Origin of the sequence: Solwaraspora sp. WMMA2059, assembly GCF_027497315.1 — a bacterium.
Lineage (GTDB): Bacteria > Actinomycetota > Actinomycetes > Mycobacteriales > Micromonosporaceae > Micromonospora_E.
Genome location: NZ_CP114908.1, coordinates 1,297,936 through 1,312,913 on the forward strand (window position 1 = coordinate 1,297,936; position 14,978 = coordinate 1,312,913).

Below are 14,978 nucleotides of genomic sequence, written 5' to 3' on the forward strand. Positions count from 1 at the left end.
CCCGAAAGGTGCATCACATGTCCGACGAGATCATCGACGTCGAAGACCTCGAGCTGGACGAGCTGTCGGTCAGCTCCATCCGCGACTCGGCCGCGCTGCCCGAGACCGGTGCCTCCTCCGGCTCGTCGAGCTGCAGCTCCAGCTCCTGCTGCGGCGCCAGCTCGTGCTGCGCCTCCTGCGCCGAGATCGAGCAGCCCGCGCTCTGACACCAGCGACCGCCCCGACCGAGGGCACCACCGGCAGTGTCAGGGATTGCCGGTAGCCGAGGCCGGGCGAATCACGTCAGTTCGATCGAGCGGAGGGGGCGCGGTGCGCCCCCTCCGCCCGTCACATGCCCAAGGAGTGCTCGTGGAAGTCTTCGCCCGTCTCGACAGTGTCACCAAGACGTACGGCAAAGTGGTCGCGCTCGACGCGGTATCCCTCGTGGTGCCCGCCGGGGTCACCGCCGTGCTCGGCCCCAACGGCGCCGGCAAGTCCACCATGATCGAAATTCTCGCTGGTCTGCGCCGCCCCGGCTCGGGTCGGGTCGAGGTGCTCGGCGGGGATCCCGCCGACGTACGGATCAAGGGCCGACTCGGCCTCACCCCGCAGCGCACCGCGTTGCCCTGGCGGCTCACCGTCGCCGAGACCCTCGCCCTGGTCGCCGCCCACTACCCGGACCCGGTGCCCCGCGCCGACCTGGTCGAGCAGCTCGGCCTCGGGCCGTTCCTGACCAAACGGTGCGGCAGCCTCTCCGGTGGCCAGCGCCGCCGGGTCGCCCTGGCCACCGCCCTGGTCGGCCGCCCCGAACTGCTCTTCCTCGACGAGCCGACCACCGGCCTGGACGCCGACAGCCGCGACGGACTGTGGACGGCGATCGCCGCCGTCGCCGCCGCCGGCAGCGCGGTGCTGCTCACCACCCACGACATGGCCGAGGCCGAACACCTCGCCGAACAGGTCGTGGTGGTCACCGGCGGGCAGATCGCCCGCACCGGCGCGGTTACCGAGGTGGTCGCCGAGGTCGGGTTGCACCTGGTCGACATCGAAGTGACCGGCGCGCTGCCGCCGATCGCCGTCTCCGGCCCCGCCGACCGGGTGGAGACCGTCGGCAACCGGACCCACATCTACACCGCCGACCCGGACGCCACCGTCCGGGCACTGGTCCGCGCCGACGTGCCGTTCACCGGCATCCGGGTCGAACGGGTCGGCCTCGAGGAAGCGATCCGCACGATCAGCCGGTCCACCGACCCGGGTGGCGTCACCCGGCCCGGGATCCGCGTTGCCGAAAAGGTGGCCTGACATGCGCTACGTCCTGCTGCACGCCCGCGCGCACGCCCTCGACACGCTACGGATGCCCGCCTACTGGGCCCCGGCGCTGGGCTTCCCGCTGGTCTTCTTCCTGCTGTTCGGGCTGGTCAATGCCAACCGCTTCGCCGACCTCGGGTTGGGCAGCGAGTACGCGATCACCCCGTTCCTGCTCTACACCACGCTCAACGTCACGGTCGCCTCGCTCGCCGCCGGCGTCGCCGCCGACCGGGAGAACCCGTGGGAGCAGCGGCTGCGGCTGCTGCCACTGTCCCCGCTGACCCGGTTCGCCGGCCGGCTGGTCTACGTCCTCGGCTTCAACGTGGTCAGCTGGATTCCGCTGCTGGTCGTCGCCGCATTCACCACCGACCTGCGGCTGCCGCTGGCTGCCTGGCCGGTCTGGCTCGGCGCGGTGGTGCTCGGTGCCGTCCCGTTCGGCCTGCTCGGCATGGCGATCGGCTACCGGTTCGCCCCGCAGCCGGCGATGATGCTGGCCAACCTGCTGTTCATGCTGCTGGCGTTCTTCGGCGGGCTGTTCGTGCCGATCGACTTCCTGCCGTCCGCGCTGCACGCCGTGGTGCCGTACGTGCCCACCTACCAGTACCAGTACTTCGTGCTGGCGCTGATCGACCGGGCCGACCATCTGATCGGGCCGAGCTGGATCGCCTTCCTGCTGCTGGGCTGGACGACCCTGTTCGCCCTGCTCGCCCGCGCCGCGTTCCGGCGCGACGAGGGGGTGCGGTACGGATGAGCGAGGCCGCCGTCGTCCCGGCCACCGCCGACCGGCGGCCGGCGACCGACCCCACCCTGGCACCGTACGCGCTGGTCCGGCTGGCCGCGCTGCCGTACCCGCCGACGCCGGACGGTGCCCGCGAGTTCCGTGCCGCGCTGCGCCGGCTGGTCGAGCTACGGTCGCGGATCACCGAGCTGGCCCCCCGGCTCGCCGACGCGCTCTACGCCAGCGCCGACGGGCACCCGGCCGACTTCCACCGCAAGGCGGTGCTGCCGCTGCGCCGCGACGTGCACAACGGACGGCTGCCCCGGCCGGACCGGGTCGCCGAACTCGACGGCCTGCTCGACCGGGTGCCCGACCTGCCGGCCTGGCTGGCCGTCATGCGCCAGGCCGCGCAGGTGCGCGCCGAGCTCGGTGAGCTGGCCACCGGCGCGCTCGGCGCGGAACGCGCCGCGCTCGCCGCGGTCTGCGCCGCCGAACCACTGCGCCGCGCGGTCACCCTCACCGGCGCCGACCTGCTACGCGGGATCGACCGCGCGGCCGCCAGCGGGGCCAACCCGGACAGCCGGGCCCGCAAGTCCGAACCCAACGCGCTGCGGTACGCGCTGCGGGCCACCGCGAAGACCAGCCCGCTGTCCTGGTTCACCTACGTCGCCTGGGGCAACTGGACCACGGTGTCGGAGCCGGCCGGCGGTGCGGCACCGGCCGACCCGGCCGGCAGCGCCGATCCGACCGGCAGCGCCGATCCGACCGGTGCCGCGGCCTCGGCCGGCGGGCAGCCGGTGGCCGTCGCCCAGGCCAACCGGACCCTGCTGGCCCGGCTGCTCGCCGCAGTGATCGCCGACCCCGGGCTGCGCGACACGGTGCCGCACCGGCTGGCCGCCGCGATCACCGTCACCGGTGACCAGCTGACGTTCCGCCGGGACCGCCCGGTGCAGGGCGTCGACCGGGTCATCTCGGTGCTGGAGGAGGAGGTGTCGCTGGCCTGCACCGGACCGCTGCGGCTGCTGCTCGACCGGACCCGGGCCGCCGGCCCGGCCGGCATCACCCCCGGCGACCTGGTCGCCGAACTGGCTCGCCGGCTGCCCGGCGGCCCGCCGCGCACCACCGCTGCCGCGACCCGCTACGTCGGGCAGGTGCTCGCCGCCGGGCTGCTGCTCGCCGTCGAACCCGTCGACCCGCAGGACCCGAAGGCCGTACGGCACCTCGCCGACTGGCTGGACCGGCACCATCGCCGCGACCTGGCCGACCTGCTCATCGCGATCGACGAGCAGACCAGCGGCTTCGGAGCCATCGCGGCCGGCGACCGGGCCGCCGCCCTGGGCCGGCTGCGCGACACCTGGCGCTCGGCGTACCAGGCGGTGGGGCTGCCCTGGTACGACGCACCGGTGCTGGCCGAGGACGTGGCGCTGCGCGAACCGGTGCGGCTGGGCCGGCGCCACGGGCGCGCCGCCGCCGACCGGCTGCCCCGCCTGGCCGGGCTGGTCGAGCTGTTCGACCAGTACCTGCCGCTGCGTCGGCTGGTCCGGGACCGCTTCGTCGCCCGGTACGGCGTGGGCGGACGCTGCGAGCGCGCCGCCGACTTCTCCACCGAGATGAGTCAGGTGTGGCGGGCGTACAACCTGGTCTCGCCGTCCGGGGTGATCAACCCCGACCCCGAGTTCGCCGACCTGGTCACCCCGGCGCTGCGGGAGCTGGCCGACACCCGGGCCGGGCTGCTAACCCGGATCCGGGCGGCGGCGCCGACCGACGCGGCCGAGTTCACCCTGCCCGAGGAGATCGTCCGGGACGCCGCCGCCGCGCTGCCCGACTGGGTCAGCGCCCGGCCCGCCTCGTACGCGTTCTTCGTCCAGCCGGCCCGCCGCGACGGCGACGACCTGCTGGTGCTCAACCACGTGTACGCCGGCTGGGGCCGGTTCACCAGCCGGTTCCTGGACCTGGTGGCGCCGCAGGCGAAGACGCAGCTGGCCGCGCAGATCCGGGCCACCGCCGGGCGGCACGCCCAGGTGGCCCAGTTCCGCCCGGTCACCGGGTTCAACGCCAACCTGCACCCGTTGCTGGTCGACCACGAGGTGGGCGAGGACGGGAGGTGGGCCGACCTGCTCGCCGACCGGGTCGGGCTGCGCCACGACCCGGTCACCGATCAGGTGCGGCTGGTCCGCGACGACACCGGCGCCGACCTGGACGTGCTCTACCTCGGGTTCCTCGTCCCGTTCGTGATGCCGGACCGGACCGTACCGTTGCACTTCGACCTCAGCAGCGGACTGGTCGGCCCCGGCCTGCTGGCGCCGACCGGCGAGCTGGCCGGTGTCCGGCACCGGACCCGGCTGCGCTACCACGACCTGGTACTCAGTCGCCGGTCCTGGACGTTGCCGACCGACGACGCCGGGCGGCTGCGTGCCGACCTGGACGCCGACGGCGACGTGCCGTTCGACGCGGTCAGCAGCTGGCGGGCCCGGCTTGGCCTGCCCGCCGAGGTGTTCGTCGCCGCCGCCGGCGTCGACGTACGCGGCGGCCCGGACGACTACCAGCGCTACCTGTCGCTGCCCAAACCGCAGTACGTCGACCTGGACAACGCCCTGCACCTGCGGAACCTGCCTCGGCTGCTGGGCCGCCACGACGGACCGGTGCGGATCGAGGAGGCGCTGCCGGTGCCGGGGACCGGCAGCCCGCACGGGCGGGTCGTCGAGCTGGTCGCCGAAACCTATCGGAAGGGGTGGGGCGGCAATGACTGACGCCCTCGACATCGTCAGCTACTACTATTCGCCGACCAAGCTGCCGCTACTGCGCTCGGCGGTGCTGCCGGCCGCCCGGTGGGCCGCCGACCAGGGGGTCGCCGTACACCTGGAACGGCACTGGCTGCACGGCCCGCACCTGCGGATCCGGCTGGCCCGCCGCGACCAGGTCGACCCGGCGGACCTGGCGGTGGTCGCCGCCGCGGTCGCCCACCGGCTGCGCGGGCACCTCGCCGAGCGGCCCAGCACCGAGCAGATCAGCGTCGCCGATCTGCTGGCGCAGGCCGAGCAGGCCGGCCGGATCGAACTGGTGCCGCCGCCGTACCAGCCGATCCACCCGGACAACACGGTCCGCGTCGAGCCGGTGGACGACAGCGCGATGGCTACCCTGTTCGGCTCCGCCGAGGCCGTCGAGTGCCGCGCCGAGCTGCTGCGCCTCGGGGTGCCGGCGGTCACCGCCGCCGCCGACGGGTTGGCCGCCGCCGGTGCCGGCGCCGCCGCCCGGGTACGGACCTGCCTGACCGCGATGGCGCTGCACGCCAGCCGCTACCCGCTCGGGCTCGGCAACGGCCACCAGTCGTTCCTGTCGCACCTGGAGGAGTTCCTGGTGCTCAACGACCCGGACGGCCGGGTGCGGGCGGCGTTCGACGCCCAGTGGCGGCGCTCGGCCGACCCGGCGACCGCACTGGTCGCCCGGCTGGCCGCCCCGACGCACGCGCAGGAGCCGGGACCGGAGTCGGGGCTGGACCCGGTTGAACGCGGGTGGGAACAGTGGACGGTGTCCGCCGCCGAGGTGACCGGGGTCGCGTACCAGCGCGGCGAACTGCCCCGGGTGCCGGCGTTCAGCTACCTGGACCGGGCCGAGCAGATCGGCGACCCGGACACGGTGCGCCGCTGGCATCCGGACCGGACCGAGTACAGCGAGTACCACCAGCTGCTGCGGCAGATCGACTTCGACCGGGTTCCGTACGAGCGGGAGTTCGTCACCTACCGGTTCGCCACCAATGTGCTGTACCTGCTGCTCGGCCTGCTGGACGTCCGGCCGACCGAGCGCTATCTCGCCGCCTACCTGCTGAGCCGGGCAGCGGAGCGGATCACCGGGGTCACCTGGCAGGAACGGATCAACGGCTACCTGACCAGGTTGGCCGCGACCGCACAGGAGGTGGCGTGATGAGCCCGCGACCCTCGACCGCCGAAGCTGGTTCCGCCGACCGCACTGTGGCCGAACACGTTGTGGCCGAACACGTTGTGGCCGAACACGCCGTGCCGTCGGCGGCGGAGATCGTCGTACGGCTGCGGCCCGTGGTGTTCGCCACCCCGACCGCCACCGGGGTGCACGTACGCGGATGGTCGTCGAGCTTCACCGTCAGCGGCGGCGCCGGAGTGTGGAAGGTGTGGCAGGTCCTCGCCCGGCACCTGGCCGGTGGGCTGACACCGCAGCGGCTGGCGCAGCCAGCCGGGCGGCCCGAGGTGGACCGGGTCATCCGACTGCTCCTCGACCAACTGCGGGAACACGACATGCTGGTCGAGGTGCCGGCCGGCTGGGGCGACCGGGAGGAACCGGATCTGCCGCCGGCCGACCTGGCCCGCTGGCTGGAGTCGGTGGCCGCCGACCCGGCGGCGGCCTGGCAGCGGCTGCGGTCGACCACGGTCACCGTCGCCGGCACCGGGCCGGTGGCGACGTCGGCGGCCCGCACGTTGACCGGCGCAGGTCTGGCAGTCGACCCGGTCGGCGCCGCGACCACCCAGGACACCGTGGTACGGGCCGGCGAGGCGGCGGTCGCGGCCCGCTGCCTGCCGGAGATCGGGTACGTGACCCCGGTGTCCACGCCGGACCGGTCGCTGGCCCACGGTGCGGCGGTCGCGGCCCGCCTGTCCCGCGCGCCCGGCCCCGCGGCTGCGGGGGCGGCCGGTCCGGGCCTGAGCGAGGCGCCCGGCCCGGCGCTTGCGGGGGCGTCGGTGACACCGGCGCTGGCTGCGCTGATCGGGGCCGCCGCGGCGCACCGCATCGTCTGCGCCGTCGCCGGTCTGCCCGACCCGGCCGAGGAAGCCGCCACCCTGCCCGGCGGCGAACCGGCCGCCCCCGGGCCGTACTACCCGTCGGTCCTGGTCGCCCGGCTCGACCCGGTCCGCGCCACGTACCATCCGTGGCTGCCGGCCGCCCGCGTGCCGCTGCCCGGTGCGCCGTCCGACATCGACGCGGTCGGGCTGCGGCTGGAGGCGCTGAGCGACCCGGAGCTCGGCGTACTGCCGCCGGCGGTCCCCGGCGACCTGCCGCAACTGCCGGCGATGCTGGCCCTGGCCGGCCCGGCGCTGGGGGTCGCGGCCACCGCCGACGCCGCCCGGGTCGACGCCACCCTGCGGTACGCCGAGACCGTCCTCGGTATCGGTGCGCCGCGCGGCGACGGTGACGCGCGGGACGCCGATGCCGAGGACGGTGCCGGGTCAGCGGTCCGCTGGGCGGAGACGGCCGCGATCGGCGTCGACGTCCGGCACGCCAGCGGGGCGGCGCTGCGCCGGCTGGTGCACGCCGTACGCAGCCGGCTCGACACGGACCCGGTGCCGGAGGCCGAGTGGGCCGGCGAACCGGCGGCGCGCCGCTGGTGGAAGGCGCTCACCCTGCGGTTCGCCGTACCGGCGCGGGTGGTGGCCCGCCGGCTGCCGGCCGGCGCGGTACACGCCGAGATCGTCACCGACGCCGGGCCGCTGGCCTGGGCGGTGGAGGCCACCGCCGCCGACGCGGTGGCGATGGCGGCGCTGGCCGCCACCGGTGTGGCCCAGGCCCGGGCCGCCGGCGTCGAGGTGCCGGCCGGGCCGGCGAGCCTGACCGGCACGGCACCGACCTGGCGGCCGGCCGACCAGCACCTGGCACCGTGGACGGACGACAGCTGGTACTGGCCGGCCGGGGTGATCGACAACGAGGAGCGGTTGCAGGCGGCGCTGCGGGCCGCGCTCACCGCCGACGGCGCGACCCTGACCGGGCGACCGGTGGTGCCGGTCGCCGCCGACACCGGTGCCGCCGACGCGCACCCCGACGCCGACTCGGTCGGCCACGCGCTGGCCGTCACCGGTTTCGTGGCGCAGTCCTTCTGGTGGACGGCGGCTGCCACCGGCACCGCCGTGGACGTCACCGGGAGCACTGTGGCCGCCACCGCCGCCGCGAGCCGAGGAGCCTGAACCATGTCGACCCGTACCGTTGCGACCCCGACCGACGATCTCGCGGCGGCGCTGGCCGCCGCCGGTCACCCGGCCGTCCCGGTGCTGGATGCCGGGACAGCGCTGGACGCTGTGACGGCGCCAGACGGCACCGGCGGCCGGACCGCGGTCGTCCTGCTGGACCACTGGACCCCGGCACTGGCCGCGAAGCTGAGCCGCCGGGCCTGGGAGACCGCCGCGACGGTCGTCCCGGTCCGCCTCGACGGCGGCCTGGTGCTGGTCGGCCCGGTGCTGCGGCCGAGAGCCGGCACCTGCCTGGCCTGCGCCGAGCAGGCCCGACTGCGGGTGTTCGGGCCGGGCGTGCCGAGCCGGGACCCGCAGCTGCGGCAGGGCGGCGTCATCCCGCCGAGCCTGCTGCCGATGGTGGCCGGCGCGGTCGGCGACGCGCTGACCGACCCGGGCCGGTTGGACGCGACAGTGGTGGCGATCCGCACCGACCACGCCACCGTCAGCAGCCACCGGGTCCGGCCCCGCCGGCAGGGCTGCCGGATCTGCCGGCCGGTGCCGCTGGACACCCCGCATGGTGCCGAGGTGCCGCTGACCGCCGCGCCGACCAGCGACCCGTACTCGCTGCGCGGCGACAACCCACGGACCAGCCGGGCCGCGTTGCGCGCCGAACTGTTCGACTGGCGGCACGGGCCGGTCGCCCACATGATCCGTACCGAGCGCTCGCCGATGGCCCTGAGCACCAGCGAACTGTCCAGCGACACGGCGGTCCGCGAAGCCGGCTACGGCCGGGCCCGCAGTTTCGCCGAGTCGGAGCGGATCGCCCTGTTCGAGGCGGTCGAGCGGGCCACCGGGATGCGGCCGCACCGGCGGCGTACCGCCGTCGAAGCGGCCTTCGCCGACCTCGGCCCGGACCGGGCGGTCGACCCGGCCCGGCTCGGCCTGCACGACCCGGCGCACTACGACCACCCGGCGTTCCGGATGGTGCCGTACACGCCGCAGACCCGGGTTCGCTGGGTGCACGGCTGGTCGCTGGGCCGCCGCCGCCCGGTGCTGGTGCCCGAGCACGTCGCCTACTGGGGACTGCACCGCAGCGACGGCCCCCGGTTCCTCTACGAGAGCTCCAACGGCTGCGGGCTGGGCAACAGCGCCGTCGAAGCCGCGCTGTACGGCATTTACGAGGTCGCCGAACGGGACGCGTTCCTGATGGCCTGGTACGCGCGGACCCCGCTGCGGCCGGTCGCCGTACCCGACGACGACCCGGTGCTGCCGCACCTGGTCGACCGGCTCGACACGGTCGGCTACGACCTGCTGTTCTTCGACGCCACGAACGACCTCGGGGTGCCGACCGTGCTGGCCCTGGTGCTGCACCGCGACCCGACCAGCGGAGCCCCGCAGGCGTTCTTCGCCGCTGGCGCCCACCCGGACCCCCGGTCGGCGCTGCGGTCGGCGGCGGCCGAGGCGGTGGTCGACGTGTTCAGCCTGCCCGAGGTGGCCCGCAACAAACCCGGCCATCTGGACCCGGACCGGCTGCAGGCGATGTTCGACGACCCCCGGCTGGTCACCGGCCTGGAGGAGCACGTCGCGGTGAACACCCTGCCGCAGGCCCGGCAGCGGTACGAGTTCCTGCTCACCGGCGACGCGCCGGCGCACTGGCGGGACGTGTGGCCGGACCGGCCGGCCCCGGTGACCGACCTCGCGGTGCTGCTCGGCGAGACCGTCGAGCGGTGGGCGGCGCACGGCCTGGAGACGATCGTGGTGGACCAGACCGACCCGGCGAGCCGGGACCGGCTCGGACTGCACTCGGCGAAGGTGATCGTCCCCGGCACGTTGCCGATGACGTTCGGCCACGTGCACCACCGCACCCGGGACCTGGACCGGCTGCTGCGGGTCCCGGCCCAGCTGGGCCGGCTGCCGTCCCCACTTGACTACTCCGACCTGCCCCTCTACCCGCACCCGTTCCCGTGAGGTCGGCCATGTCGTCCAGTCAGCTCACCGCCAGTCAGCTCACCGCCACGCAGCTCACCGCCAGTCAGCTCACCGCCACGCTCGCCGAGGTGTACGCGCACGGCCCCGGCAAGGACGTCCGGCCCGCGTCGGCGCGGCCGTACCGTCGCCGGCCCACCGGCCCGGCCGTGCCGTTCGCCGAGCTGGCGGCCGTCGCCGGGCCGACCGGTGCCCGGCTGGTCCGGACGCTCGGTACAGCGCTGGCGCCGCGCCGGTTCGAGCCGTGGAACGGCTTCAACGAGCACCGGGCGTACCCGTCGCCCCGGGCGGCGCACCTGGTCGACGTGCTGCTGCGGCACGACGGCGTCGACTGGCTGGTCGACCCGGTCCGCGAACTGCTGTATCCGACGTCCGCTGAGTCGCTCGTCGCAGCGCCGGACGGGTCGGTCGAGCTGGTGCTGCGGGAGCAGCCGACGCGGATGCCGGCCGGCTACGGCCGGCTCGCCGACGCGCTGGCCGCGCTGGAGGCCGGTCACGTCGCCGGCGCGCTCGCCGAGGCCGCCGCCGGCCACGGACTGCGGTACGCCGCCGGCACCACCGCCAGCGCTACTGCCACCAGTGGGCCGTGGCTCACCGTCACCCTCGGACCGTCGACCGCCCCCACCTGGTCACGGCACCGGCTGCGGGCGGTACGCAGCTCCGGGCTGAGCCCACGCGGGTTCGGCGCGGACCCCCGGCCGCTGCCGGCGGAGGCGTTCGAGCGGCTGGTCGCCGCCGCGTACCGACCGCCGGCCGGGTCACCGGTGACCGGGGTGCGCCTGCGGCACACCCTCGCGGTCGGCAACGTCGCCGGCCGGACGGCCGGCTGGTACCACCTCGATCCGGCCGCGACCGGCCGACCCGGGGCTGCTGCGCCGCAGCCGACCCGGCCGGGTGACGCGACCGGGCAGGTGCAGCGGGCGTACAGCTATCCGCGTACCGAGGTCGACGTCGCCGGCATGCCGCTGGCCTGGCTGGTCAGCGCGGACGTGCCGGCCGCCGTCCGCACCGGCGTACCGGCGGCGTACCGGCGGCTGCTGCACGCGGCCGGGGCCACCGCCCAGCACGTCGGCACCGCCGCCGCCGAGGTCGGCCTGTTCTGCCGGCCGGTACGCGCGGTGCGGGAGGCAGCCGCCGAGGCAGCCGCCGGTCTGCCCGCCGGGCACGACCTGATCTACCTGTTGTTGATCGGCCGGTCACGGGTGCGTGACTTCGCCTACGACCTGAGTAACCCGGAGGTGTCGCCGTGACCGCACCGACCATCACCGTCACCACCACCCGCACCTGGGTGGGACTGCACTGTTTCGCCTACTGGTCGCCGGCCGACCTGGACACTTTCCTGGCGGTGACCGTGGCTCCGCTGCTGGCCCGGCTGCGCGCCGACGGCGCGATCGCCGACTGGTTCTACATCCGCTACTGGGAGGGCGGGCCGCATCTGCGGATCCGAGTTCGGGACCCGCTGCCGGGCGTCGGCGACCGGTTGCGGGCGGAGCTGGCCGAGCTCGCCGGCCAGGCACCGTACGAGGTGTTCCCGATGGACAGCGGAAGCTACTACCGGCGGCTGGGTGGCAGCGCCGCCCGGTCGGCCGCCGGCTGGCACGACCACGGCGACGTCCGGGAGATCCCGTACCGGCCGGAGACCGCCCGGTACGGCGGACCGCAGGCGCTGCTGGTCGCCGAGGAGGTCTTCTGCCGGTCCAGCGAGATCGCCGCCCGGATCGTCGGCGCGGTCCCGCCCGGCCCGGCCCGGTTGTCCGTCGCCGCCGAGCTGGCCACCGCCACCGCCGCCGCGTTGGGCCTGGACGAGTTGGGTGCGGCCCGGTGGCTGCGCGGCCACGCCGCCGGTTGGCGGTGGCAGAACGAGGTGGCGATGCTGCCGGCCGCGGCGGTGCAGGGGCAGGCGGCCCGGGTGCTGGCCAGCCAGGGCGCCGCGCTGCGCCGCCGGTGGGACCGGACCGTGGCCCGGGTCGACGCGCAGCGTACAGCGGCCGGGGCTGCCCGCGATGACGCGCAGCGTACCGACGCCGCGGCGGACCCGGCGGGGGAGCGGTCACCGGCCGGGTACTGGGCGCAGGTCGTCCGGGCCGCCCGCGACGCGTTGGAGGGGCCGGCCGCCGCCGGCCCGGCCGACCAGCGGTGGCGCTGGGTGTGGGGCTCCCAGCTGCACATGCTGTTCAACCGACTGGGCATCCTGCCGGATGAGGAGCGGTCGGTGTGCTGGCTGGTCGCCGGGACCGCGCTGGCGCCGGGCGGGCCCACGGACTTCTTCGCCGACGGCGCGGCGGCCGCCGACCGCCGCTACCACGAGGCGAGCAAGTTCCTGCCGGGGATGTTGCAGACGCAGAGGCCGCGCGAGGCCGTCTCGGAACGGAGCGGGACCCCGTTCCGGTTCGGCGGCCGGCCGGTTCCTCTGCCCGACGGGGACCCGCCGCGTGCCGCACTCGCTGATGTGCTGCGCCGGCGGGTCTCCGGTCGGGGGCGGCTGACCGGGCCGGTCACCGCCGAGCAGTTGGGCACCCTGGTGTGGAGCGCGCACGGGGTGACCCACCGCAGCCAGGTGCCGCTGCCCAACGGGGACCTGTACGACTACGCCCACCGCCCGTACCCGAGCGCCGGCGCGGCGTACGCGGCGCGGATGCGGCTGATCGTGCGCGACGTCGCCGGTGTCGCCCCCGGCGCGTACCACGTGGACGACCTCGACCGTCAGTTGTGGCGGCTCGGCCCGGCCCCGTCGGTGCCGGAGCTGGAGGCGTCGTCGATGTGGTTCGGGGCGGACGCCCTCGACGTCGGCGGGATCGAGCTCACCGAGGTGCCGGCCCTGCTCGGCCTCTACGTGCAGCTGGGGGAGCTGCGGGAACGCTACGGGATGCGGGCGCTGCGGTTCGCGGTGGCGGAGGCGGGTCACCTGGCGCAGGCGCTGTCGATGGTGGCGGCGGCGAGCGGGCTGGCGCTCGGCATGATCGGCGGCTTCTACGACGACGTCGCCCACGAACTGCTCGGCCTGGACGGCATCGACGACGTGCTGGTCTACCTGCTGCCGGTGGGTCGTCTCCCGGGAGGTGCGCGGTGAGGCTCCGACCCGCAGATGGTGCCAGGTTCACAGACGGTGCCAGTTCTACAGACGGTGCAGCCCCCGACCGTCAGGGAACGTCGGGGGCTGTGTCCAGTGTGCCACGGCAACCGGGGTCCGCGCGACCGCCCGGCGGTACCGGTCCGCCGACCCCGGCGGTACGGGTGCTCGAGGGCGTCAATCAGCTGCGTGCCGTCGCCGATCCGATCCGGTTGCGGGTGCTCGCGGTGCTCACCACCGAGCCGGACCGGGCGCTGTCCGCCCGCCAGTTGGCCCACCAGCTGGGCATCACCTTCAGCCTGATGCACTACCACCTGCGGGTGCTGTCGGACGAGGGGATGATCCGGGTGGTCAACCAGCGGACCGACCAGGGCCGGGCGGAGCGGTACTTCCAGGCCGCGCAGTTGGCGCTGCGCTGGGACTTCCCGCCGGCCGACCGGTCCGGCGACGACGCCGCGTCGGCGAACCGGGCAGGCGACGACGGGTCAGACGGGAAGCAGGCCCGGTGAGCAGCGGCGGGTCAGACGGGAAGCAGGCCGGATGAGCGGACGGACAGGTCGATCCGGCCGGCCAGGTTCTCCTTCATCGGCGGGCACGGTGCGATGCCCTCCCGCCACAGTTTCGGGCAGGCGCCGCCGCACACCGGCAGGATCGGGCAGCCCTGGCAGCCGGTCTCGCCGGCGCGCAGCCCGGTGTACCAGTCGTCGAACTGGCCGGTCGGTCGCAGCTGGTCGACCGGTGCCCGGTCCACGGTGTCCAGATGCTGTTCGGTGAAGCCGGGCACCAGCGGCTGCTCGGTGCAGGAGTAGATCCGCCCGTCCGGGGCGATCACCTCGCTGTGCCGGGAGACGGCGGTGCACACCACCCGTACCGGGTGGGTGGGCAGCAGCCGGCAGTGCAGTCCGGCTGCGAGGTAGGCGGTGTACCAGCGCAGTTCGGTCTCGGCGGCCTGCTGCTGGCGCAGCCGTACCTCGCTGACGTCGTTGCCCCACGAGTGGACCGGTGCCGGGTAGAACCGGATCCGGGGGTCGGCGAGGCCGGCGTCGCGCATCGCCGCGGCGAACTCGTCGGCCCGGTCGGCGTTGTGCCGGCCGATGTTGGTCCGTACGGTCACCTGCAGCCCGGCCAGCTCCGGATCGGTGAGCACGGTCCGCAGCGCGGCGGTGATGCGGTGGAAGGAACTCTGTCCACTCTTCAACGGCCGGGCGGCGTCGTGCACCTCCGCCGGTCCGTCGATGGTGATCTCCATCCGGTCGATCCGGCAGTCCTGGTGCAGGGTACGCAGCTTGCGGGCGTCGAGCAGGGCACCGTTGGTGACCAGCATCGCCGAGTAGCCGACCCGGTGCCGGGCCGCGGCGGCCACGAACCGGGCGGACAGCGAGCGGAGTACGGCGTACCCCATCAGGGGTTCGCCGCCGAACCACCGCACCACCACGGTGTCGTGCTCGCCGCTGGCCATGGCGTGTTCGACCCGGGCGGCGATGGCGTCGCGGTGCCGGGTCGGCCGGGTGGCCGGGGTGTCCCGACGGTGCTCCTGCCCGCAGTAGTCGCAGCCCATGTTGCAGTAGCCGGTCGGCATCAGCACGAACTGCCGGTGTCGGGCGTCGTCGGCCGCCTGCGCGCCGGCGTCGATCGTCGCGGTGGTCTCGTCGAGGTCGGCGGGCACCAGCAGGCCGAGTTCGGCGAGCCGGGCCTGTTCGTCGGCGGGCAGGCCGGCCGGGCCGGGGCCGTCCAGGAGGGTCCGCACGGTGTCGGTGTCGAGCAGGAGGGTACGGGCCCGTCCGGTGTGGAACACAGCGCGCAGTTGCCGGCCGGACGGGTGCCGGTAGGTGGTCGGGCTGAACACGAGGTAGCGGCTGAGCACGAGGTCGGGCTGGGCCATGTGGGGCCTTTCGGAGGTCTCGACGAGTGGCTACCGAGGGCTACCAGGGTGGTGGAGTGGGCGGCGGTGGACCGTGGGGTGCAACGTCACCGGACCCGGAGCGGTCGCTCCGGGTCCGGTGCTGGT

The 14,978-nt window shown here is 75.1% G+C and carries 11 protein-coding genes; 10 read left to right on the plus strand and 1 reads right to left on the minus strand.

The window, feature by feature from the left end:
- Positions 1 to 17 precede the first annotated feature (17 nt).
- The 10 genes from O7553_RS05830 to O7553_RS05875 all read left to right on the plus strand — a co-directional run bounded on the left by O7553_RS05830 (position 18) and on the right by O7553_RS05875 (position 13,479).
- Entirely contained in the window at positions 18 to 206 is a 189-nt protein-coding gene (locus O7553_RS05830; protein WP_281553828.1) for a thiazolylpeptide-type bacteriocin, read from the plus strand.
- 142 nt (positions 207 to 348) lie between these two features.
- On the plus strand, positions 349 to 1,278 hold the full coding sequence (locus tag O7553_RS05835; RefSeq protein ID WP_281553829.1) for an ABC transporter ATP-binding protein: 930 nt from the start codon (positions 349 to 351) through the stop codon (positions 1,276 to 1,278).
- A 1-nt stretch (position 1,279) separates the two neighbouring features.
- Positions 1,280 to 2,035 (plus strand): ABC transporter permease, encoded by a 756-nt coding sequence (locus O7553_RS05840; RefSeq protein ID WP_281553830.1) that lies wholly within the window; start codon positions 1,280 to 1,282, stop codon positions 2,033 to 2,035.
- On the plus strand, positions 2,032 to 4,752 hold the full coding sequence (locus O7553_RS05845; RefSeq protein ID WP_281553831.1) for a lantibiotic dehydratase: 2,721 nt from the start codon (positions 2,032 to 2,034) through the stop codon (positions 4,750 to 4,752). Before O7553_RS05840 ends, O7553_RS05845 begins: the two co-directional genes overlap by 4 nt.
- Positions 4,745 to 5,923: a lantibiotic dehydratase C-terminal domain-containing protein gene (locus O7553_RS05850; RefSeq protein ID WP_281553832.1), complete on the plus strand. Its 1,179-nt coding sequence runs from the start codon at positions 4,745 to 4,747 to the stop codon at positions 5,921 to 5,923. The genes O7553_RS05845 and O7553_RS05850 overlap by 8 nt, the downstream gene beginning before the upstream one ends.
- The gene (locus O7553_RS05855; protein WP_281553833.1) at positions 5,923 to 7,929 is read left to right on the plus strand and encodes a hypothetical protein; all 2,007 of its coding nucleotides are present in this window, start codon (positions 5,923 to 5,925) and stop codon (positions 7,927 to 7,929) included. Before O7553_RS05850 ends, O7553_RS05855 begins: the two co-directional genes overlap by 1 nt.
- 3 nt (positions 7,930 to 7,932) lie before the next feature.
- On the plus strand, positions 7,933 to 9,882 hold the full coding sequence (locus O7553_RS05860; RefSeq protein WP_281553834.1) for a TOMM precursor leader peptide-binding protein: 1,950 nt from the start codon (positions 7,933 to 7,935) through the stop codon (positions 9,880 to 9,882).
- A gap of 8 nt (positions 9,883 to 9,890) precedes the next feature.
- Positions 9,891 to 11,150, plus strand: a complete 1,260-nt coding sequence (locus O7553_RS05865; RefSeq protein WP_281553835.1) for a nitroreductase family protein — start codon at positions 9,891 to 9,893, stop codon at positions 11,148 to 11,150.
- Positions 11,147 to 12,970, plus strand: a complete 1,824-nt coding sequence (locus O7553_RS05870; RefSeq protein WP_281553836.1) for a thiopeptide-type bacteriocin biosynthesis protein — start codon at positions 11,147 to 11,149, stop codon at positions 12,968 to 12,970. Before O7553_RS05865 ends, O7553_RS05870 begins: the two co-directional genes overlap by 4 nt.
- Before the next feature lie 89 nt (positions 12,971 to 13,059).
- Positions 13,060 to 13,479, plus strand: a complete 420-nt coding sequence (locus O7553_RS05875) for a winged helix-turn-helix domain-containing protein (protein WP_281553837.1) — start codon at positions 13,060 to 13,062, stop codon at positions 13,477 to 13,479.
- An 11-nt stretch (positions 13,480 to 13,490) separates the two neighbouring features.
- Here O7553_RS05875 and O7553_RS05880 read toward each other — a convergent pair whose 3' ends face one another.
- A complete protein-coding gene (locus O7553_RS05880) occupies positions 13,491 to 14,852 on the minus strand; it encodes a radical SAM protein (protein ID WP_281553838.1) in 1,362 nt (453 codons plus the stop codon).
- Positions 14,853 to 14,978: the final 126 nt, after the last annotated feature.

Excerpts from the sequence above, each read along its gene's own strand:
- O7553_RS05830 (WP_281553828.1), top strand. The coding sequence starts at position 18 with ATGTCCGACGAGATCATCGACGTCGAAGACCTCGAGCTGGACGAGCTG.
- O7553_RS05840 (WP_281553830.1), top strand. The coding sequence starts at position 1,280 with ATGCGCTACGTCCTGCTGCACGCCCGCGCGCACGCCCTCGACACGCTA.
- O7553_RS05845 (WP_281553831.1), top strand. The coding sequence starts at position 2,032 with ATGAGCGAGGCCGCCGTCGTCCCGGCCACCGCCGACCGGCGGCCGGCG.
- O7553_RS05850 (WP_281553832.1), top strand. The coding sequence starts at position 4,745 with ATGACTGACGCCCTCGACATCGTCAGCTACTACTATTCGCCGACCAAG.
- O7553_RS05855 (WP_281553833.1), top strand. The coding sequence starts at position 5,923 with ATGAGCCCGCGACCCTCGACCGCCGAAGCTGGTTCCGCCGACCGCACT.
- O7553_RS05860 (WP_281553834.1), top strand. The coding sequence starts at position 7,933 with ATGTCGACCCGTACCGTTGCGACCCCGACCGACGATCTCGCGGCGGCG.
- O7553_RS05865 (WP_281553835.1), top strand. The coding sequence starts at position 9,891 with ATGTCGTCCAGTCAGCTCACCGCCAGTCAGCTCACCGCCACGCAGCTC.
- O7553_RS05880 (WP_281553838.1), bottom strand. The coding sequence starts at position 14,852 with ATGGCCCAGCCCGACCTCGTGCTCAGCCGCTACCTCGTGTTCAGCCCG.